A 22,113-nucleotide genomic window follows, 5' to 3' on the forward strand; every position below is an offset into this window, starting at 1 on the left:
TCTAGATTAGCTTCATCCTGTTTAACTATTTCTTCCCGAATGTTGGTTTCAAATATCTTTAATTCCAGAGGTTTACTGACAGTAACTCCTAAAAAGCCTGCCAAAATTAAACGAGGAATTAAGACTTTCATCTGCCCAAAAAAGTCATTTTTTTTCTTTTTGGCACTTAAGATAAAAACCCTATCCAGATGAAAAATTAACAGTCCCCAAAAAGAACCCAGCGCAGGTGCAATTAATTTTGAAGCAAATACGGTATAAAAAGCATAGGAACCTGATAAGGTAGCTGTTAAAGCTGTTAAACAAACCATTGCTCCGATAGCAGCTTGCTTATTTATTTCCGTCTGACAGTCTTTTCTACTTAGAATCTGTTTATTGGCGCCCCCAGAATATAATAGAAAATCTAACCCTCGATTGCTTTTATCTTGTCGCATCAGACTCATTGCTTAACTCGACACTTATATCATTGCACTGCCGTATTTGAGTAATTTGACTTCAACCATGAGTAAATTTTAGTTTCTGATTTTACTTTTTTTGAGTATCAGTCAGTGTTAGTGGTTGAGTAAAATAAAGCCTCAAAGTATTTACCTGTCTTACTTTGATGATTTACCACCGTATTTAAATATTGGAGGTTGTCTTAAAATTTATTACAAGCGCTATGGGACTCTATTTACAGGATAGGTATTTATTCGGTAAAGTCAGTGATAAGTCGAAGGTAACTCGAATTTCTCATGGTTGAACTCAAATCCGGTCATGTTTTGATGTAAGCGGGTATGTCAATTGACGTATGGCATTAACTAGTTCCTCTATATGGTGACTCAATCATGACAGCAAATTATGAGTATAAAGTAGGTGGCAGTTTAGGAGAAAATGCTCCCAGTTACGTTGTTCGGCAGGCTGACTCTGATTTGTATCGCCAACTAAAGGCTGGTGAGTTTTGTTATATTTTTAACTCCCGGCAGATGGGTAAAACCAGCTTGATAGTTCGGACGATGAAAAAACTCCAAGCGGAAGGTTTCGCTTGTACTTCCCTTGATTTTTCCGTGCGGGGTAGTGGGGATATTAAGTCGGAACAGTGGTATGCAGGGATAGTTTACAAGCTGCTCAATAATTTTAATCTTGGTAATCCATCAGAATTTCTCCGCAATTGGTGGCGAGAAAGAGCGGAAGTTGCACCTGTGGAACGGTTAGAGGAATTTATTGAAACTGTTTTATTAGCTTATATTCAAAGTAAAATTATTATTTTTATTGATGAAATTGATAGTATTTTAAGCTTAGGCTTTTCAACAGATGATTTTTTTGCTTTAATTAGAAGCTGTTACGAAAAGCGTAATTTAAACCCAGAATATCAACGTCTGACTTTTGCTTTAGTTGGAGTAGCAACACCATCCGATTTAATTGCCGATAAGAGGCGAACGCCGTTTAATATTGGTAGAGCAATTCAACTTGATGGATTTAAAGAAAGTGAAATAGAACCTTTAGCAAGGGGTTTTGAGGGTCAGGTCGAAAACCCATTCGTTTTGATGCGAGAGGTTTTAGCTTGGACGGGGGGACAGCCATTTTTAACGTCTAAAGTTTGTAAGTTATTGTGGGATAGGGAAATAGAAAATGGGACAATAGTAGAGGAAGTTGTTAGAAGTCAAATTATTGAAAATTGGGAATCACACGATGAACCGGAGCATTTAAAGACGATACGAGATAGGATGCTGTTAGGTGAGCAGGTTGCTGGACGTTTTTTGGGTTGGTATCAGCAAATTTTGCTTTCGGGGGAGATTACTGCTGATGAAAGTCTGGAGCAAATGAGATTTCGTCTGACTGGTTTGGTGGTTAAGCAGCAGGATAGACTAAAGGTTTATAACAAAATATATGAGTCTGTTTTTAATTTAAATTGGGTTGAAAAAGAGTTAGGTAAACTGCGTCCTTATTCAGAGAATTTTCAAGCTTGGGTTGAGAGTAATTATCAAGATGAATCGCGATTGCTGCGCGGACAAGCCTTGCAAGATGCTTTGATTTGGGCGAATGGAAAGAGTTTGAGTAATGAGGATTCTAGATATTTAGCTGCGAGTCAAGATTTAGAAAAAAGGGAACTTGAAGCAGCTTTGGAGGTTAAAGAAGAAGAAGCTGGCATATTAGCAGAGGCACGACAAAAAGCGGAAAATGCATTAGAAAAAGAACAGGAAGCGAATAAAATACTATCCTCTGCACAGAAGAAAGCTAGGCGTATTTTATTCTTTACAATTTCTGGGGCAATTATTTCTTTGGCGCTTGCAGGCTTTGCTTCTCAACAAGCACAACAGCAAACAATGCGGGCACAACAAGAGACAGAAAAGGCGAATAAAGCACAGAAAAAGCTTACAACAGTAACAAAAGATTTAAATCAAGCTAAAGTTGAAACAACAAAATTATTTGCACAAAAGCAAAATGCACTAAAGGCAACTCAAGATGCCCAGAAAAAATTGCAAGCGACAGAAATACAGCGGAAGGGCGCACAGGATAAAGCTCAAAAGGCAGAAGAAAATTCACAAAAAGCTCAGGTGCGATTAGAAAATGTAACTAAACAAGCAGCACAACAAAAAGAAGAATTGAATAAATTTACTCAAGATTCAGAGACAAAAGCAGCGCAACTACGAACAATTCAAGGCGAGGTAAAAAAAGCTAAGTTAATAGCAGAAACGGAAAAAAGTCATGCTGAACAAGCTAGAATAAATGCGGAACATGCAAAGAAAAACGCCAATCAGGCTAAGGTAGATGCAGTCAAAGCACAAGAAAAGCTGCAAACAGCACAATCAAAATTACAAGAAGCCCAGAAATCTTTTAAAGAAGCCCAAATAGCCACAGGTTTAGAACAATCATCAGCCCGACTGTTGCGCTTGTCTGGGTCTCCTTTAGTGTTGGAAAACTTAATTGAAGCAATGGAATCTGCAATAGCATTAAAAGAATTAGTCAAGGATAGTCGCACATATAAAAATTACCCCACGGTTAGTCCTGTGCTAGCTTTGCAGACAACTTTAGAAAATCTCCACGAGAAAAATCGGCTAGAAGGAAGTAGGGTAGTATTTAGTCCCGATGGCAAGACTGTGGCTACTGCTTCATGGGATAACACTGCCAAGTTGTGGAACCTGCAAGGTACAGAAATTGCTACTCTCAAACATCAAGGTATGGTCTGGGTAGTATTTAGCCCCGATGGCAAAACTTTGGCTACCGTTTCAAGGGATAATACTGCTAAGTTATGGAACCTCCAAGGTCAGGAAATTACTACTTTCCAAGGCGTGACCTGGGTAGTATTTAGCCCTGATGGCAAAACTGTGGCTACTCTTTCAGTGGACAAAACTGCTAAGTTGTGGAACCTCCAAGGTGCAGAAATTACTACTTTCAAACATCAAGGTGGGGTCACAAGGTTAGTATTTAGCCCCGATGGTAAAAGTGTGGCTACTGCTTCAACGGATAACACTGCCAAGTTGTGGAACCTCCAAGGTAGAGAAATTGCCACTCTCAAACATCAAGGTGAGGTCTATGATGTAGTATTTAGCCCCGATGGCAAAACAGTGGCTACTGGTTCAAGGGATAACACTGCCAAGTTGTGGAACCTTCAAGGTAGAGAAATTGCCACTCTCAAACATCAAGGGAAGGTCTATAATGTAGTATTTAGCCCTGATGGTAAGACCGTGGCTACTGTTTCAGGGGAAAATACTGCTGATGCTGGGTTCTGGAACACTGCCAAGTTGTGGAACCTCCAAGGTACAGAAATTGCCACTCTCAAACATCAATATTGGATATGGGACTTGAAATTTAGCCCCGATGGCAAGACAGTGGCTACTGCTTCAGCGGATAAAACTGCTAAGTTGTGGAACCTCCAAGGTACAGAAATTGCTACTCTCAAACATCAACAAGGTGAGGTCAGAGGCGTAGTATTTAGCCCCGATGGAAAAACTGTGGCTACTGCTTCAAGGGATAACACTGCCAAGTTGTGGGACCTCCAAGGTACAGAAATTGCCACTCTCAAACATCAAGATATGAACAACAACGCGGTATTTCAAAGTGGGGTCAACAACGTAGTATTTAGTCCTGATGGGAAGACTGTGGCTACTGCTTCGAGGGACAACATTGCTAAGTTGTGGAATCTCCAAGGTACAGAAATTGTAACTCTCAAACATCAAGATAGGATATGGGAACTGAAATTTAGCCCTGATGGCAAGACTGTGGCTGCTGTTTCCAAGGACAAAACTACCAAGTTGTGGAACCTGCAAGGTACAGAAATTGCCACTCTCAAACATCAAGATCAGGGTAATTTTGGCATTTGGAACCCTAATAGCGAGGTAGTATTTAGCCCTAATAGCAAGACAGTGGTTACTTTTTCAGGGAACACTGCCAAGTTGTGGAATCTGCAAGGTACAGAAATTGCCACTCTCAAACATCAAGATGCGGTCGAAGGGGTAATATTTATCCCCGATGGCAAGACAGTGGCTACTATTTCAGAGGACACTCTCAAGTTGTGGAACCTCCAAGGTAGGGAAATTGCTACTCTCAAACATCAAAGTAGGGTGACAAGTGTAGTATCTAGTCCTGATGGAAAGACAGTGGCTACTGTTTCAGAAAACACTACTAAGTTATGGAACCTGCAAGGTACAGAAATTACCACTCTCAAACATCAACAAGGCAAGGTTAGAGGCGTAGTATTTAGTCCTGATGGCAAGACTGTGGCTACTGTTTTAGGAGACAACATTACCAAGTTGTGGAACCTGCAAGGTGGAGAAATTGCCACTCTCAAACATCAACAAGGTGAAGTCATAAGGGTAGTATTTAGTGCTGATGGCAAGACTGTGGCTACCGCTTCAACAAACAAAACTGCTAAGTTGTGGAACCTGCAAGGTAGGGAAATTGCTACTCTCAAACATCAAAGTAGTGTTTACGATGTAGTATTTAGCCCTGATGGCAAGACTGTAGCTACTGTTTCAGGGGACACTCTCAAGTTGTGGAACCTGCAAGGTGGGGAAATTGCCATTTTTAAACATCAAGGTGTGGTCAAAAACATAGTATTTGATCCCGATGGCAAGACTATGGTTACTTCTTCAGATGATAATACTGTGAGGTTATGGACTCAACTTAGGGATAGTTGGCAGCAGCTTGCTGAATATCAAGGTTATTATGGAGTTTTCAGCCCAGATGGAAAGTTAATTGCGATTAAGCAAAATAAAACTGTACAGCTACGTAAGCTTGAGAGTTTAGATGATTTACTAGCGCGTGGTTGTGACTGGTTGCATGATTACCTTGCTACTCGTCCCGATGTGCGGGAAAGGTTAAAGGTATGTAAGTAAGGATATTAGAGTGTAATGTAAAATATCCGCTCAATAAAATGAAAAACCTGCGTTACAAGCCTGCACCCGGCAGGCTTTGTTTATATAGCTACACCCACGCACGGGTGTAGGCACGTAATATTCGCACCCACCTAATAAAATAAGCACAAGTACGATTTGTAATTTATCTATATATAGTGGTGTGCCGAATATCAATCAGGAAATCAAACTACTACGGGTGCAAGACAAGCAAATCGTCGGCGCCACCCTTACCACCCTTACATCAAAGCACCTTGAAGATGCCAAAACCTAATGGCAACCGTTGTTAACAGGCACTGGTAAAGATGACAAATACTGGAGGGAGTCAAAAAGCCGAGGTTCCAAGCTGCTACCAGGTGATGAACTTTACGCGCTTTGAGTATGAAGGTGTTACCCAAGGTGGAACAGACTTGCCATTAACGAACTTCCTACTTACAGAGGCGCCGATGATAGACTTTGCCATTGCTCACAGTTACTAAGCGTGGTTGCTAAAAATGTATTGAACTACATGTACTATCAGGCACCATAGATACCAACTGGTTATCACCCATATTAAAAACTCAACTAGTCTGCTTTTAAAAAGGACGAATTAAATTCCTGAAAACCTCTCCCAGTAACACTTATGACATTTTCCTAGGGGATAAGCAAGACACAAATATATCCACGCTTGAAAATAGAGGCGCCCCTATACTTGAATGTATTCGCGAATAGGTAAATTCCTCTTGCTCTACTCAAGGTAAAATCGGGCAAATGTAATTTCCTGCTACCATGCCCGACTCTATCCAACAAGAAGCCCGCCAAATTCTTGACACTCTCGCTTTTACCAGTTTTGAGCAATGCCATCCTCTCAGTCATGAGTTTTTAAGCATCCCCGCTACAGCAGGCTTATATGCATTCCGGCATTTGACCGAAGGGTTACTTTATATTGGCAAAGCCAAAAACTTACGAGACAGGTTACGTGGGGGACACAAAGCTTTTCTTTGGGGATGGCTTGACCGCTACGACCCTTTATATGTGCGTATTGCCTTCGTCACTCTCAACCAATGGCAAAAACCAGGGTTATTATATGAACTAGAGACTCTTATTCTCCAAGCTAGTAATCCTCCTTACAACGTTAAAATTCCTAGAGAAATATGACTCAAACTCTTAGTACCGAACATCTTTCCTCTGAAGCAATTGATCAGCTTGTCAACCACTTGCCTGATTATATAAAAGCTGCACTCTTAAAAAAATCCGCTGAACTTGAATGCCCACTCGAAGCTACCATTGAAATGGCAATATCTAGTTTTCTGGATGAAGAAGCATTTAGCTTTGAGGATTGTTTACTTGCTCAACGTCTAAAAAATCAGGATGAACAAGGTTGAGAAAAGTCAATATGAAAGGGTTTAATTTCATTCGTCAGCGCTCACTGGAGACAGAGGGCAGCGCGTGCTATCTGAAACTACCAAGCGCGCTGTGATATACCAGCTTTCAAGAATCTAAGTAGTAGGGAAGATTAAGCCACGTTCCCTTATATGTTTATACTGAAAAGTTGTGTATATTTCGCTGCAATAGTTTGTTAAACAAGAAGGCAAGAGAAAATCTGATTTTAAATAATTGGCTCGGATGTCACAGGTTATGTGAAAATTAATAATTGTAAGCCTTGCATCTTTACCAGCCAAATATTGAGTATGCTGTTAGAAGAAATTTTGTCTCAATTGGAAACCTATAATGGAACATTTCCCCGTTTAGCTTTAGAGAGTGCTATTGAACAAAACACTGCGATTACTCCAAAGTTGTTGGAGATAGTAGGAGAATGTAAAAATAATCTAGACGATTTATTAGAAGATTCAACATATTTCTTACATTTATATGCGCCATATTTATTGGCTCAATTTAGAGAGAAAGCTGCTTACCCGTTAATTATCGAGTTTTTCTCAATTCCTGGGGACATAACTTTAGATGTAACAGGAGACTTAGTAACAGACGACTTGAGCAGAATAATTGCCTCAGTTTTTGACGGAAATCTTGAGCCACTTAAACAACTAATAGAGAATCAACAAGCTAATAAATATGTCAGAAGCGCAGGGTTAAAAACGTTAGTAACATTGGTTGTCCAAGAAATTATTCCTAGAGAGCAACTTCTTCAATATTTTGCAGAGCTTTTTTCTAGAGAATCCAAAACCAAGCCAGACTTTATTAAAACTAAATTGGTAATAAATAGTTGTAAACTTGGGGCCGTCGAGTTAAAGCCACAAATTGACGAAGCATTCGAGTTAAACCTAATAGATGATTTATTTATAGACCAAGAGAGCGTAGATGATACACTTCAAGAAGGTACAGAAGCAGCACTCATAAAACTTCGTCAAAATCGCCAATTTACCTTAATTACCGATATAGTTACTGAGATGAAATCATGGGCTTGTTTTCGTAATGACAAATTAAAACAAAATAACAGTGTCTTCCCTAGTCCATCGGGATTTACTAACTCATTTAAGCCAGGGAAAGCTGATGCTAATAAAAAGAAAAAAATCCAAAAAGAATCTCGTCGAAAAAATCGAACTAAGAAAAAATAGTATTAATGTTCAAATATACAGCATATTTTACGTACAATTTAATCAAAGAAAACGATATATTTATTCTCAAAAATCCCCAGCAATTTCATTTTGATCAATGATGCAGGAGTAACTTACGATGATGGCACAGACAAGCTTAAATGAAGCAGGAAGTTTCGTTTTCAAAACTAACGTGTATATTTCAGACTCTCCATCTTCCCTAAAAACTTCTCTGTAAAAAGACTCATAACAGTTCGCTTACGAACGTTAATATTAGCACTCAAAGACATACCCGATTGTAAAGGTACTTCTGTGCCATTAACCTGAATCGATTGTTTTTCTAAGCGAATTTCTGCCGAGAAACGATAATTTGGATGGATTTGATCTGGAGGTAAGGCATCAGAACCAATCCGAATCAATTTACCTTTGATATCACTAAATTCCGTATAGGGAAAAGAATCAAGACGCACATCGACAGACATTCCGGCTTTAACAAAACCAATATCGTTGTTAGTAATAAATACTTGGGCTACTAAATTTTCTGGTGGCACTATTTTGAGAATAGATTCACTGGTGTTGTAGACATAACCCTGACCGCGCGGCTTCAAGTCAAAAACAATACCATCATGCGGTGCCTTCAGTTCTTGGTATTTCAGATTTAAGCTGAGTTCGCTGATTTGACTGTTAATTTCCTGAATATTTTTATTGTTTTCAATAATGACTTTAGTAAGTTGACTATCAATATCGGCAATCTGCTTTTCGTTTTCGGCAATTTTGCCAAGTAACTCTTCTTTATCTTGAGCGCGCGCGTTTTGTAATTTCTTTTGTGCTTGGACAATTGCTAGTCGTATGCGTTCTGCTTCTTGCTCTAGACGGTTAACTTCAGCTTGACTAGTATTTGCTGCTTGTCGTCGTTCTAAATAGGGTAAGCGCGCAAACGCACCTTCTTTAACCAAAGTTTCTATGTTATTAGCAATCTCCAAATTTGTTGCAAGACTACCCCGAACATTAGTCAGTTGAACTTGAACTTGATTTAACTGTCGAGTTAATTGTTCCACATCTAGACGCACAGAAGCAATGCGCGAGTCTGTCTCTAATTGTCTATTAAGTAAGCGTTGTCGTAACTGAGGATTAAGTTCTTGAATAGCGTTACCACCATTCAATTGTGTACGGTAAAGTTGAATTTCTTGCACCAAAACAGTACGATTTTTTGTTAGCGATGCTATCTCTGGCGAAGTTTGGAATTGATTTAATGTAAAATCAGTTGTTGGTAATCGCAACTGAGAACGGTAAAATTGATTTTCACGCATCAAGCTCGCGCGCACTTGTTGTAAAGAACTTAATTTCGCAAGTCCAACTGTACGGTCAAAACTGACTAAAACATCGCCTCTTTTAATCCTTTGTCCTTCCTGCACATGAATATTGGCAACGACTCCTCCCACTGGAGCTTGGATTTCTTTTACAGAACCTTTGGGTTCAAGTTTACCTTGCACTGCAACAGATTCATCGATAGTAGCAGTACAAGCCCAAATCACCGCAAAACTTGTGACACCAACGATACTCCAAATAATCGCATGTGACCAAGCGCGCGGTTGTTTTAAGATAACTGGTCTATCGAACTCCTCTGTCTCCTGATATGAAATACCGGAGTTACCTTGTAAAACCAGTTGCCATTGACGTTTTGAATTTGGCAGACGCTTCCAAATATATAAAATTCCCCCAACACCAAACAAGAACAAAAAACCACCCATCGGCAACAGCATTTGTACTTTGATTGGAAAGTTAGGTATAGAATTAAACGGCGCCGTGAATTGGGCATCAATTCTTTCTGGTTCGCTAACCCCTGTGTTCAAATTAGACTTTGCTTGAGTTGTAATTTCCTGAACACGAATTTGTTGGCAATGACGAGCATCTGTTAGAGAAACATTAATTGATGCTTGAGAATTTTGTGTACAAGCAAGCGCTAACAAAGATAAATCAGGCATAATTCTATTTAGCGTATAATCGTAAAAATGAACACACAGAGATTTATACAGCGGATTTCATGTTCATGCGGTACATGTAGAGACGCGATTAATCGCGTCTCTACGAGGTTTTGGACATTATATATGTACCTCATATACCTAAAATATGCTGTATATTGGCGCCTACTCTCTAAATTTAATAACATGGACTAGTAGTGGTTCGTATCATAAAATTCGGGGCATTGTAGCATAGGCGTCCCGCCTGTGCAGACGGTCAGGCGAGACGCCTAACCTACCGAATGCGACTCCTGCTGTTGATAAAGACAGTAATAACGTCCTCTCATTGCCATAAGTTCTTTGTGAGTTCCTTGTTCAGCTATTGCACCCCTATCCATAATGATGATGACATCAGCATTTTTTACAGTATTAAGGCGATGCGTGATAAAAAAGACAGTTTTTTTCTGAAAAACTTCCATGAGATTACGGCATACTTCTTGCTCATATTGGTAATCTAAAGCACTTGTCGCTTCATCGAGGATTAATAATTGAGGATTTTGTAACACTGTACGCGCGATAGCGATGCGTTGTCGTTGTCCACCCGATAAAGCCGAACCCCGTTCACCCACATTGGTGTTGTAACCGTTAGGTAGTGCCATAATAAAATCATGAGCAGCAGCAGCTTTGGCAGCAGCAATAATTTCTTCGGTAGAGGCTTCTGGGCAAATTAAGGCAATATTATCTTGAATTGTTCCCTCAAAGAGGAGGGTATCTTGTAGCACTACCCCAATTTGGCGCCGTAGAGAATTTAACTCTACTTTCCTGATGTCATAGCCATCTATTTGAATTTGCCCTGATAAAGGTTCGTAGAGCCTAGGTAATAATTTTGTCAATGTACTTTTACCAGAACCACTTTGTCCCACGATACCAATAAAGGCGCCAGCAGGAATATCTAGATTGATATTAAGCAGTTGTAAGGTATCGTCGGGGTTAAAACCAAAGGAAACATTGGTGTATTTGACTGCTCCTTGAATTTGCGGCAGTGGAATATTGTTTTTATCGCTTGGTTGGACTTCCGGCGCCGAATTTAAGATGTCACTCAAACGTTCGATGGACAACGCTACTTCTTGGAAGTTTTGTGACAATTGCATTAAACGCAGTAAGGGACTGGTAACGTAACCAGCAATGATACGAAAGGCAATGAGTTGTCCAATACTAAGTTGATTAGAAATAACTAAATGCGCTCCTACCCAAAGCAGTACAAAGCTAGAGAATTGATTTAAAAAGCTGCTGATGGAGTTGGCAGTGCTGGCGGTCAGTACATTTTTAAAGCCAGCGCTGATGTAACGGGTATAGCGGTCGCGCCATTGCCAGCGAGATTTTAACTCGATATTTTGTGCCTTAACGGTTTGAATGCCAGTAAGTACCTCTACAAGATAGGATTGAGTGTCAGCGTAGCGTTCGGCTTTTTTGCGTAATTGTCGTTGCACAAGGGGTACGACAAAACTTGTCAGAACTGCAAATAAGGGTACAGTCGCAAGAGCAACCAATGTCAGCACCCAGCTATAAAACAGCATGACACCGATATAAATTACGGAAAATAGGGCATCTAGCACTACTGTTAGCGCTGTACCTGTCAGAAATTGTCGAATATTTTCTAGTTCATTAATTCGTCCTGCTAATTCTCCGACACGACGACGCTCAAAATATTTTAAGGGCAGTCGCAAAAGATGCTCAATTACTTCCGTCCCTAAACGAATATCAATTCGGTTAGTAGTGTCAGCAAACAAATAGGTACGTAAACTCGTCAAAATGGCTTCAAATACGCCAATTATGAGTAAGAAAATCCCTAGGATATCCAGAGTATCTAAGCTTTTTTGGATTAAGACGGTATCGATGATGATTTGGGTGATAATTGGATTGGCTAGCCCAAATATTTGGACAAAAAAGGAAGCCACGAAAACTTCTACCAATGCCAAACGGTATTTAGAGACAGCAGGTAGAAACCAGTTCAAACTAAATTTTTCTGAACGCTCTTGTTGTGTTCGTTCCACCATCAACACCTGTCCTACCTGTCCCCAAATTTGGGCAAACTGGCGAGCTGAATATTCAGAGATTCCTGTTTCTGGAACTACAACTACAATCGAGCTATCTGTAATTTTATACAGCAGGGCTAAACTTTTCTCCCAATAAATTAGCGCTGGTGCATTCAGACGGTTGATAACATGGGCAGGGACTTTAACTAATTGAGCCTGCAAACCCATCATTTCCACCACTGCTCCCGCTACTTGTAAGGAAATCTGAGGGTTAGATTTCAATTGATTTGTCAACACTTTGCGGATCAACTCGCGGCGAAAATCACCACCCAAGATGCGATGCAACATTTGGAAACAGGCTAACGCAGTTTCTATTGTCCCCTTTCCCGATATAAATATAGTTTGGGCTGGTTTTTGGCTGTCAACACTTGGGTTTGATGGATATTCTGGCGCCGGAATAATTTCTACTATAGGCGCCGACAAGTGATTTTCATCTTTCAAATTTTCGGCAATACCCCAAGGAATACCGAGCAAACGGACGGGGGTTTCAATATTATGAACAGAATCCAACGATAAGCGACTGCCAACAGGAAGTTTATCGACACTGCCAGCACTAATTAACCACAAACGGCGCGCGTCCAACTGCTGAGAATTTAGCTGAGAATTTATTTGGCCCGCAGGTAAATTCACGACAATAGTCTGCTGCCAAAGAAAGCGTGTTAATTCTTTTAAATCCGTGGCGCCCAAAGCTTGACGTTGCATTTCCAAACTCAAAAGTTCAAACACTTCTGCAATATGGGGACGTGCTAGCACTTGGGCGAACTCTGGAAATTTAAGCATAAACTGCCAAAATTCAGCAGCTTCTAGAGCAATCGCAATGACTTCACTCGAAGCAATAACAGTTTCACAACTAATACCACGAACTAAACTTAACCAACCGAAGAACTCACCTTTTTCGACTACAGTTAAACTGCAAAGTGACTCTAGCCGTTGGTTATAGCCTAGCACCCTCGCGCTACCTTCATAGATTGCCATTACTTGTGCTGGCATTCTTTCCCTAACCAACATCCATTGCCCAGTGCGATACTGCAAAAGTTTACAGTTAAGGGCAACTTTTTCTAAACAAGCAGTTGGAAGTTTGGTAAACGGAGGAGTGTCGGCTAAGAATGCGATAATTTCGTTTTGGGTGATAACTGGCTTCATGCCACGAGATAGTTCGATTTTGTATACTCCACGCTACAGCTAGCAGATTTTAAGCGCTTTTGAATTTCTTGTTGTATCCAGGTTTCAAATAGTTCGTCTAGCAAGTACTGCTGCATCGCTTCATCTAATTGTGCGGGTAGTAGTTTTTCTAAGCGAATAATCACAAACCACTGGTTAATTAAGCGCGGTTCCCAAATTTGATTTGGTTGACTGACAGAAAGAATTTTCTGAATAGCTGGATGAGGTTGAGACAAGGGAACTGGACCCAAAACTCCCCCAGTAGTCGCTTCTGCACCTTGGGAATACTGCTGGGCTAAAGTAGCAAAAGATTGTTCTCCTTCTACAATCCGAAAATATAGCTCCTGGGCTAAACCTTCGTCTGGAGTCCGAATTAAGGAATACACTACCTGGTCTAGGTCTGCTTTACGTTGCAGAAAATAAGCTTCTAGTATATTGCCCCACATTGCTCGCTTAAATTTCTGAATCAGTACCGGACGTATTGCTAACTCCTGCATCATTGTCTCAGTCAAGTGATGCTGCTGCAACCATGCCTGCTGTTCCTCAATAGATGTGAGTTGATAGTCTTGATAAAACTGAGCAATTGCTGCTTCCTTTTCTGCGGTGGTGCAAGAAAAACCTGCGATCGCTTCGTCTATCACTTTGGCACGTAATACCTGGGGTAACAACTGGTAACGATGCAACAAAGACAGCAATTCTTCTGCCAGAAGCATTTCGTTACCCATTTGTAAGGTTGGTGTGTTCATAAGTCCTGACTAGCACGTTCGTCATTCTAGGGTTCGGGCAAGAATCGAAACTTAAAGACGCAGTGAGAGCATCTAAACGTGGCTATAAATTTTTAGCCCCTATCTCTTTTTCTGTTCGAGTTTTTTTTACCGTATCCGGAATTTTTCTAATAAGTCTTTGTAAATTTTTTGGCTTAACGCTTTGTAGACTAGGCTAAAAAATTTACATTATATACTGCAATCAAACACGTTTTTAAAAAATTTTGTTCCCTTAATCCGTAGCTATGTAATTTTTGTAAGTAACAAAAATTACTTATCAATCAAGTTTTTTACACCTCTATTAGATAGATGTCATTTAGCAATAATCCTTATATATCCTAAAAAATATGGATTTTATCAAAATTATCCTCGCAAATAAAATCTGAAAATTAGTGTATAAATTGTAGTTTGTATACCTTGTGACGGTTTATTAACCTACACAAGTAAGTGTTCTTAAAGCTACTGTATCTTTTATTGTAAGGATAAGCCACTGGTTCAAGTACGTGCCTCTTGTACCTTTCTAGCTACAAGACCTTGATTCAAATGCCTGCATATGCAGGCAAATCATCAGGACAGCCTCTCAATTATGTAGCGCAGAAGCGCCGATACCAGACTTTCCTATTTCAAGTACACGGTTTACATACAGTCAAGTTTCACTACCTTACTTAGCCTTGTCCAGATTGGCTTCTTTATATCAAAAGTTGCAGCGGAAGTGTGTTCCCTGCGCTCGTTCATGTGAGTAAATATTTACGAGGACATATTTATGGCATCGGATAATGCAACCTTTGAACAACAAGTTCTGGAATTGACTAACCAAGAACGAGCTAAGTCTGGTTTACCACCATTGTCAGCGAATGCAGAATTGAACTATGCTGCCGACCAATATGCAGAACTGATGTCTCAAAACCGCTACTTTAGTCATACTGGCCCCGATGGCTCTCAACCGTGGGATAGAGCTAAGGCAGTTGGTTTTGAAGCCCAAACGATGGGAGAGAACATCGCTGCTGGTCAAAAAACACCACAAGACGTGGTGCAAGCATGGATGAACAGTCCTGGGCACCGCGCGAATATTCTTCGTCCTTCCTTTACACAACTCGGTGTTGGATTCGACAACAACTATTGGGTGCAGGACTTCGGCAGTGACGATCGCAACCCTGCAAGTAATATACCAGGCGCCACATCTAATTCGGAGTCTCAACAGGCGCCACAACAGACACCAAATCCTACACAATCTGCTGGTACTAGCACTCCTACCAATTCAGTAGCTAATAATGGCGCCTTTGAACAACAAGTTCTGGAATTGACAAACCAAGAACGAGCTAAGTCTGGTTTAGCACCATTGAAAGCGAATGCAGAATTGAACTATGCTGCCGACAAATATGCAGAACTGATGTCTCAAAACCGCTACTTTAGCCATACTGGTCCCGATGGCTCACAACCGTGGGATAGGGCTAAGGCAGTTGGCTTTGAAGCGCAAACGATGGGAGAGAACATTGCTGCTGGTCAAAAAACACCACAAGACGTAGTGCAAGGATGGATGAACAGTTCCGGACACCGTGCGAATATTCTCAATCCCTCCTTTACACAACTCGGTGTAGGATTTGATAACAACTATTGGGTGCAAGACTTTGGCAGTGACGATCGCAACCCCGCAACCAATATCCCACAACCTAGTGCTAACACAGTGAAAGGAATTGTTAAAGACACTACAGTTGCGACAGAGGATGATATCCTGACTGGTGGTAAAGCTAATGCTCAACCGCTTGACAGCTTTGGACAAGATAAATTATTTGCGATGCAAGACAGAGGAGTAAAAGTCTCTAATTTTACCCCCAATGAAAATACACTCGACTTACGTGGCATTGTGACTGGTTCCTCTGGTCGGAGTTCTAATAAATTCTCTGATTATCTCCAACCAGAACAAATTGGTGCTGATACAGTTTTGCGCCTAGACGCAGATGGTAAGGGAAATAAGAGCGGGTTCGATAAACTTCTTGTCTTGGATGATGCCTCTCGTTTGGGTGCCAACAACTGCATCGTCTAATTTTGAAGTATCTACACTTTCCTTTGGTTTAATGTGAAACAGTTCAAGCACAATTTTTCCTAATAAACGGCTGAACGCCACAGATTTATTTAATCTGTGGTTTTTTTCTAGAACGGCAAAACTAACTTGAGAGGTTAAATTAAAGGCTTAATTACGTAGGCACCGTGGGAAATATTAAACGAGTTTATTATGCTTCCAGCCTACGTCTAGTAAGTTTTGCCGCTCTAGTTTTTTTTTAAATATTGTTTTTACACTACTGACACTTTATACTTGTACCTCTACAGCTTTACCCCCAGACTCTCTACTCAAGAATCAACGTTTGGGCAATTTTTACCGACACTTTACGCTTGGATCTCGCTGACACTTTACCCCTTAAGTAACAATAGCGGTTTTTACTCACGTTAGGTACATCTGTAGGGACACAGCATTGCTGTGTCCCTACATCCAATATTATGTTTTATTATGTTTGTACCTCATCAGAATAGGAAACGCTAGACATTTTTCTTTGTGTACTTTGTGTCTACCCTGCGGGAAATCCTTCGGATTATGTGGTTAAATTTAAATTAATTTACAAATGTTATTATTGCTACATTATGTAATGTAAAATTTGATATTTATAAAAAATCAGTATAAAAAAACTAGTTAGTTGTGATAATCTTTCAATTGGGGCGCCGAAGTATAAAGTGCGTATAGATATTTGCCGCGTTTAGGGTTGTTATATTAGATGAAAACGGAGGCTAACCTTATGACTACAAGTATTGAACGCAAGGCAATAATCTCTCCTTTCCCTGACCATACTCAACTACCAGACGAAGACGGAACTTTTGTGTTCACGCAGTGTGGCGGAGCCAAAAACTTTCAGGAGCATCCACAGAGCCTTATTTTAACTGACTCTATTGGTCCAGTTTTAGAAAAAATTCATCCTGATGGTCAATATGCTATCGGGCAAGATTGCGGTATATATTGGAGAGAAACTGACCCTCCAGAAAAAGGTGCTGAGGCGCCTGATTGGTTTTATGTTGGTGGTGTACCTCCTACTATAAACGGAGAAATTCGGCGCTCTTATGTACTGAGGCTAGAGTATATCCGACCATTAATTGCTCTAGAATTTGCCAGTGGTGATGGTTCTGAAGAAAGAGATAAAACTCCTTTATCTCGTACTGAGGAAGGCGAAAAAATTAAACCAGGCAAGTTTTGGGTTTACGAACGTATTATTAATATACCTTATTATGGTATATACGAAATTAATACGGGTAATCTAGAAGTGTACGTTCTTAATCGCGGTTCTTATCAAAAAATGCAACCAAACGCACAAGGACGTTACTTGATTGAGCCATTGGAAGTAGAATTAGGCTTATGGTCAGGAACCTATCAAAATCAAACCCAACTTTGGTTACGTTGGTGGGATACTTCTGGAAATATGCTATTGATTGGTAGCGAACGCGCCGAAATGGAACGTGAGCGTGCTGAAATTGAGCGTGAGCGCGCTGAAACTGAGCGTGAGCGCGCTGAAACTGAGCGTGAGCGCGCTGAAACTGCGGAAAAAGCACAAAGAGATGCAATTCCACAATTACTTGGGTTAGGATTAACTATTGAACAAGTAGCATCCGCACTTTCATTACCTGTAGAAGAAGTCACTCGCTACGCTACGTGAGAACTGCGTTAACGCTCAAATTTAAAATTCTCTTCCCTTCGGGATATCTTCGATAACGAGAAAACTTCGTTTACATTCATGTCCCTATACCAGGAAAATTTCCTTTCTTGCGGAACACTGCGTGAACGGACATGAACATTCATTGTCGTTCACGTAGTGTTCCGAAGGAAAGACAATTATTGAAAATCCTGAGTAAGGTTTGTGGTGTATGGGGTTGACAACTGTTGATTAAATACCTAGGTATTCCAATAATTGGTAGGTAAATTACGAGATTTTATCGGTAATCATTCGCCTATAAATCAAGAAATATTAAGAAATCTTGTCAAGGCGATTGACAACAAGAATAATCTAAACTGATAGTTATGTAGTTATAGGATTGTTGCCAGGGTCGGTTAAATGTCTACCATCACTTACGTCAAAGGATTGCCAACACCTTCAATCGAGATGAATAGTCTTGGTTTTACTTCATTTGAAATGTTCTTGGCGGATTTTTCTTCGATTTTTAAACAAGCAACTATCAAGGCTATTGATATTATTTTAGAATCGAAAAACTTTGAAAAAATAAAAAGCAAAGTAAATACACAGTTACAAAAAGAGTTTAATTTAAGTAAAAGACAAGTTAATGGAGTAATAACACTATCATTAAGCAAAGTCTCTGCAGCTTCAGAATGCCGCAATAACCATATAAAACAGTTAGAGGGAAAATTAAAATCAGCATTGATATGGATTAAAAATTCACTCTCAAAGCTTAAAAACAGTCAGAAATTTTATGCGAAGAAAAACTGGCTTCAATCCAAAACTGGATGCAAGTTTCCTTTATGCTGCGATTTGTACACAGGTCGTTCTAATTGGCACACTCTTAAGTTTCAAATTCATCACAAAAAACGTTACGTCTACCAACTAGAGAAGAAAATAGCTTACCTAAAAACGGCACGTCTTCAAGTAAAGGTTTCAAGCAATGAAGTTTTTATAGTTGGTTCAAGTGATGAAAGTTTTGGTAATCAAGTTTGTCAATATGATGGCTCAAAACTATCATTCCGTGTTCCATATTGTTTAGAAGCTAAGTATGGTAAGTACGTTGAAACGTATGCGGGTAGCTTTGATAGAAATATTAATAGGTTGCCTACTCAAGGAGCTAAAACCTGGCACTTTTACAGGAAAAATAATCGTTGGGTTGTAGGTGTCCAATTTACACCACAACAATTAGAAAAAGTTAGTAGACCGATTGAATATGGTGCTATTGGTATAGACATTAATCCCAATTCTATTGGTTGGGCTTATGTAGATTACCAAGGGAATTTAAAAGAATTTGGAACTATACCATTACAATCTGGTCTCGGTAAAAATTTTAATTCCCAACAGTTAGTTAATGCTTCGATTGAACTAGCAAACTTAGCTGCTAAATACGCTTGTCCAGTTATTTGTGAGTCATTAGACTTTGACAAAAAGAAAGAATCGTTACGGGAAAAGGGTAGAAAATATGCAAAAATGTTATCAAATTTTGCTTACAGTAAATTGTATCAATTTCTGGAATCAATACTTTCAAACAGAGGAATTACTTTATATAAAAAGAATCCTGCCTATACGTCAATTATTGGATTAGTCAAATATTCCAAAATGTATGGTCTAAGTAGCGATGTTGCAGCTGCTTTAGTCATAGCTAGAAGAGGAATGAATCTGTCTGAGAGATTACCCGCATCCGTGTCCGCTTATCTTGAAGTGAATTCAAGAAAACACGTATGGAGCGGTTGGTCGAAATTGAATAAAATCACTTTGAACGCTGCCATAATTAAGTCACGGCACGATTATTTCAGCGCACCTAACTGGGGAATGGTGGTCAAGGATATTGTCGAGCAAGTACGTGTAAAAACTGAACGTCGGGCAGCACCCAAGTCTACTTAGTAGCGTTTCCATTCTGATTCAAAGTAAGTTATACCGTGGACTTGGATAGAGGAAACTAGATTTTCCTATATTTTTATAAGCGGTGGAGTTTTTTACCTATGATAATTATCGCCACTCACCCAAAAATGTAAACGCTGCCCAATAATTGGGATGGCGCCATTTTTCAGAATGCCACATCTTCAGTTGTGTTGCCCTCAAAGCTTCATTCGCTGGTTTACCTTCCTGCAACATTTGTTTATAAAATTCCTGCATAAACGCTGCTGTCCCTTTGTCATCAACCTGCCACAAGGACACTACTAAACGTTCGGCGCCTGCATACATTAAGCCTCTTGTCAATCCTACCAATCCTTCGCCTTGAATTTCTTTGCCTAACCCAGTTTCACAGGCACTCAGCACAATTAAATCGGCAGGATAATCGAGGTTAAATAAGTCTCCCAAGCGCAAATACCCCCGAATATCTTTACCTTGTTTATCTACCAAAGAAAGGACAATACCTGATAACTCTGGGTTGGCATCGTTAACAAAACCGTGGGTAGCGAAGTGTAAAATCCGGAATTGATTTAAAGCGCTGCTGGTTGCCCAGTTATAATTAGCATCAAAATCAAAAACTTGTAACCTGTTTGCTTTTGGTACAAGCTGTAAAAGAGTCTCTGCTTCTGTACGTGTACCTAAAAGTCGCGTCCAACCTTGGCGGTTGAGAATATCCCCAGAACGTTTGAGGGCAGAGCGTTCTAGTTCTATAGCAAGGGAATCTTGTTGAGTTTGTTGTTTGTTTAATTGTTTATTTTGGGTACTTTTCAATCGCTCGTCGGTAGCGCTGTACACTGGGTCAGCGAGGATGGCTAAGGTTTTTTTACCTGCTGATGAACGAGTGGCGAATTCTTGGCGTTGAATGGCAATGGTTGATGCGGAAGGTAAATTAACTATTTCATGGTTGACAAATAACGGTTGGTAATCAAATTTGTTCTGTGGTGAATTATTGTCTTGACAAATACGAATTCCACCAGTGTTTGTACAAGAACTATCTTTTTGATTTGGTCGAGAATTTTCGCTATTAGTTGAGGATTTTGAATCTTTGGGGGGTTGATAATTCAAATCAGCTAAAGCAGCAAAGGGAACGTATTGCAAAGCACCATCAGCGACTATGACTAAACGCTTTTTCCCTAATTTATCTTTTACTGGTGCAAGGATAAGTTGACTCAGTTCGGTTGCAGCTTTGTCAATCCTGCGAGTTTTGATGTTTGTACAAGGATTTTCTTTGTTTGTTGCGGAAGGTGGTTTAGAACTGTTATCACTGATGAAGCAAAATAGATTGATGGCACTTTTGTCTATCTCAGACTTTTTGGGTAATTCATAGGTATCGAGGGAGGTTGGAGATACCACCCATAAAAAACTGCGATCTTTATCCAAGGAATACTGTAAAAGTAGGGTGTCTTTATCTAGTTGTTGCTGAATTTGTGCTAAAGTCGGAGGCTGGGGATATTTGAGATTAGCATATTTGGGATTACTTTGGCGGATTTTGGTTTCCAGTTGCTTTTGTTGGTTGAGAAGTTCGTCGATTTCTGTTTGTAATTTGTCAGCGTTGGCTTTGAAAGCGCGTTCTTTAATTTTATTGCTGTTAACAATTTCAAACCGCAGTTTTTCTTTTGTATCAATTAAAGCTTGTAAGCGACTTTCTTCTGTTAAAAGTTCAGGGTTTGAACCTTTGCGGATATTAGCGCGCGCTTCTGTTAACAATTCTACAAGTCCTCTCGCGCGGGAAGCTTCGCTGGTTTCGATTGCTTGGGCATTGTATCCTTTAGATGGGTCTTTTTTATGAAGTTCCATCAACAGGTCTATTTTGAATTTGTAGTAGCTTTGAACTGTGGCGAAGTAGGATGTGCGTAAATCTTGACTTTTGACATTGCCACGTATGTTTTCGATGATTTTAATTGCTTCGTCGATGTTGATAAGTGCAGTTTCCAAGTTTTTTAGTTTGCGTTGGTTGGTGGCAATGAAATAAAGAGCATCTGCTTCATCTGTACCGTTTTTAAAAACTCGTCTTAATTTCAATTCTTCATTATATGTATTGATTGCCAATTTATATTGATTTGTTAAAGTGTAATTCATACCGATATTACTCAACATATCGGCTTCATCAAATCGTAATCCTGCTTGTCGAAAATATTGAAGAATTGTTTGATATATTTCTAAAGCTTTTTGATATTCACCATTTGATTCATAAACATAAGCAAGGATATTTAAAGATTTAGATTCTTCATTTTTACCTTTGCTTTTAGATAAAGATAATGCTCGTTTTGCCGTTTCTAAAGCTTTGGGATAATTTTTCAAAGAGTTGTATGTTCTAACCATACCTCGAAGTGTGAGGATTTCTGATTGATAATCCTCTTTATTTAATAAAAGTAGTGCTTGCTCATAAGATTTAAGCGCTTCATCATAGTTTTTTGATGCATCATAAATACTGGCAATCAAACCATGAGTTACAGCTTGCTCAGGTTTATCTCCTATCTGCTTATATATATTTAATACTTTTGTGTAATAATTAATGCTTGATTGGTAGTCACCTAATGATTTATGGAGTAATCCAATTTGTTTTAAAGTAGTTGCTTCTAATTTAGGTCTTGGTATTGAACGTTGAATATCTAAAGCTTTGTTATACTCTTCCAG

The 22,113-nt window shown here is 39.6% G+C and carries 13 protein-coding genes; 8 read left to right on the forward strand and 5 right to left on the reverse strand.

Going from position 1 to position 22,113, the window contains the following annotated elements; genetic code table 11:
* A partial coding sequence (locus AC2JBO_RS28735) for a DUF4407 domain-containing protein (protein WP_496957043.1) occupies positions 1–431 on the reverse strand: 431 nt, incomplete at its 3' end.
* A gap of 390 nt (positions 432–821) precedes the next feature.
* Here AC2JBO_RS28735 and AC2JBO_RS28740 point away from each other — a divergent pair.
* The 5 genes from AC2JBO_RS28740 (at position 822) to AC2JBO_RS28760 (ending at position 7,885) form a co-directional block, all read left to right on the forward strand.
* Complete coding sequence (locus AC2JBO_RS28740) at positions 822–5,312, forward strand: AAA-like domain-containing protein (protein WP_496957044.1); 4,491 nt, start codon at positions 822–824, stop codon at positions 5,310–5,312.
* 323 nt (positions 5,313–5,635) lie between these two features.
* Positions 5,636–5,809: a hypothetical protein gene (locus tag AC2JBO_RS28745; RefSeq protein ID WP_496957045.1), complete on the forward strand. Its 174-nt coding sequence runs from the start codon at positions 5,636–5,638 to the stop codon at positions 5,807–5,809.
* Positions 5,810–6,098: 289 nt separating this feature from the next.
* Positions 6,099–6,467, forward strand: a complete 369-nt coding sequence (locus AC2JBO_RS28750) for a GIY-YIG nuclease family protein (protein WP_496957046.1) — start codon at positions 6,099–6,101, stop codon at positions 6,465–6,467.
* The gene (locus AC2JBO_RS28755; RefSeq protein ID WP_496957047.1) at positions 6,464–6,694 is read left to right on the forward strand and encodes a hypothetical protein; all 231 of its coding nucleotides are present in this window, start codon (positions 6,464–6,466) and stop codon (positions 6,692–6,694) included. The genes AC2JBO_RS28750 and AC2JBO_RS28755 overlap by 4 nt, the downstream gene beginning before the upstream one ends.
* Positions 6,695–7,000: 306 nt before the next feature.
* Positions 7,001–7,885 carry a DUF1186 domain-containing protein gene (locus AC2JBO_RS28760; RefSeq protein ID WP_496957048.1) on the forward strand — a complete coding sequence of 295 codons (885 nt, stop codon included), beginning with the start codon at positions 7,001–7,003 and terminating at the stop codon, positions 7,883–7,885.
* A 167-nt stretch (positions 7,886–8,052) separates the two neighbouring features.
* Here the strand turns inward: AC2JBO_RS28760 and AC2JBO_RS28765 are convergent, their stop codons facing one another.
* The 3 genes from AC2JBO_RS28765 to AC2JBO_RS28775 form a co-directional block, all read right to left on the reverse strand.
* On the reverse strand, positions 8,053–9,849 hold the full coding sequence (locus tag AC2JBO_RS28765; RefSeq protein WP_496957049.1) for a beta-barrel domain-containing protein: 1,797 nt from the start codon (positions 9,847–9,849) through the stop codon (positions 8,053–8,055).
* Between the two features lie 266 nt (positions 9,850–10,115).
* Entirely contained in the window at positions 10,116–13,064 is a 2,949-nt protein-coding gene (locus AC2JBO_RS28770) for a peptidase domain-containing ABC transporter (protein WP_496957050.1), read from the reverse strand.
* Complete coding sequence (locus AC2JBO_RS28775) at positions 13,061–13,828, reverse strand: peptidylprolyl isomerase (protein ID WP_496957051.1); 768 nt, start codon at positions 13,826–13,828, stop codon at positions 13,061–13,063. Before AC2JBO_RS28775 ends, AC2JBO_RS28770 begins: the two co-directional genes overlap by 4 nt.
* 781 nt (positions 13,829–14,609) lie before the next feature.
* Between AC2JBO_RS28775 and AC2JBO_RS28780 the strand changes: the two genes are divergently transcribed.
* From AC2JBO_RS28780 to AC2JBO_RS28790, 3 genes are all read left to right on the forward strand, one after another.
* The gene (locus AC2JBO_RS28780; RefSeq protein WP_496957052.1) at positions 14,610–15,890 is read left to right on the forward strand and encodes a CAP domain-containing protein; all 1,281 of its coding nucleotides are present in this window, start codon (positions 14,610–14,612) and stop codon (positions 15,888–15,890) included.
* 745 nt (positions 15,891–16,635) lie between these two features.
* Complete coding sequence (locus AC2JBO_RS28785; protein WP_496957053.1) at positions 16,636–17,544, forward strand: Uma2 family endonuclease; 909 nt, start codon at positions 16,636–16,638, stop codon at positions 17,542–17,544.
* 444 nt (positions 17,545–17,988) lie between these two features.
* A complete protein-coding gene (locus AC2JBO_RS28790) occupies positions 17,989–19,446 on the forward strand; it encodes a hypothetical protein (RefSeq protein ID WP_496957054.1) in 1,458 nt (485 codons plus the stop codon).
* A gap of 105 nt (positions 19,447–19,551) precedes the next feature.
* Here AC2JBO_RS28790 and AC2JBO_RS28795 read toward each other — a convergent pair.
* Positions 19,552–22,113 (reverse strand): CHAT domain-containing protein (locus AC2JBO_RS28795; protein WP_496957055.1); only part of this gene is annotated, 2,562 nt, incomplete at its 5' end.

This window comes from Calothrix sp. CBUCES-K 9914 (assembly GCF_059640475.1).

Bases quoted from the DNA above. Each gene is read 5' to 3' on its own strand.
- AC2JBO_RS28740 (WP_496957044.1), top strand. From the start codon at position 822: ATGACAGCAAATTATGAGTATAAAGTAGGTGGCAGTTTAGGAGAAAAT.
- AC2JBO_RS28745 (WP_496957045.1), top strand. From the start codon at position 5,636: ATGACAAATACTGGAGGGAGTCAAAAAGCCGAGGTTCCAAGCTGCTAC.
- AC2JBO_RS28750 (WP_496957046.1), top strand. From the start codon at position 6,099: ATGCCCGACTCTATCCAACAAGAAGCCCGCCAAATTCTTGACACTCTC.
- AC2JBO_RS28755 (WP_496957047.1), top strand. From the start codon at position 6,464: ATGACTCAAACTCTTAGTACCGAACATCTTTCCTCTGAAGCAATTGAT.
- AC2JBO_RS28760 (WP_496957048.1), top strand. From the start codon at position 7,001: ATGCTGTTAGAAGAAATTTTGTCTCAATTGGAAACCTATAATGGAACA.
- AC2JBO_RS28765 (WP_496957049.1), bottom strand. From the start codon at position 9,849: ATGCCTGATTTATCTTTGTTAGCGCTTGCTTGTACACAAAATTCTCAA.
- AC2JBO_RS28770 (WP_496957050.1), bottom strand. From the start codon at position 13,064: ATGAAGCCAGTTATCACCCAAAACGAAATTATCGCATTCTTAGCCGAC.
- AC2JBO_RS28775 (WP_496957051.1), bottom strand. From the start codon at position 13,828: ATGAACACACCAACCTTACAAATGGGTAACGAAATGCTTCTGGCAGAA.
- AC2JBO_RS28780 (WP_496957052.1), top strand. From the start codon at position 14,610: ATGGCATCGGATAATGCAACCTTTGAACAACAAGTTCTGGAATTGACT.
- AC2JBO_RS28785 (WP_496957053.1), top strand. From the start codon at position 16,636: ATGACTACAAGTATTGAACGCAAGGCAATAATCTCTCCTTTCCCTGAC.
- AC2JBO_RS28790 (WP_496957054.1), top strand. From the start codon at position 17,989: ATGAATAGTCTTGGTTTTACTTCATTTGAAATGTTCTTGGCGGATTTT.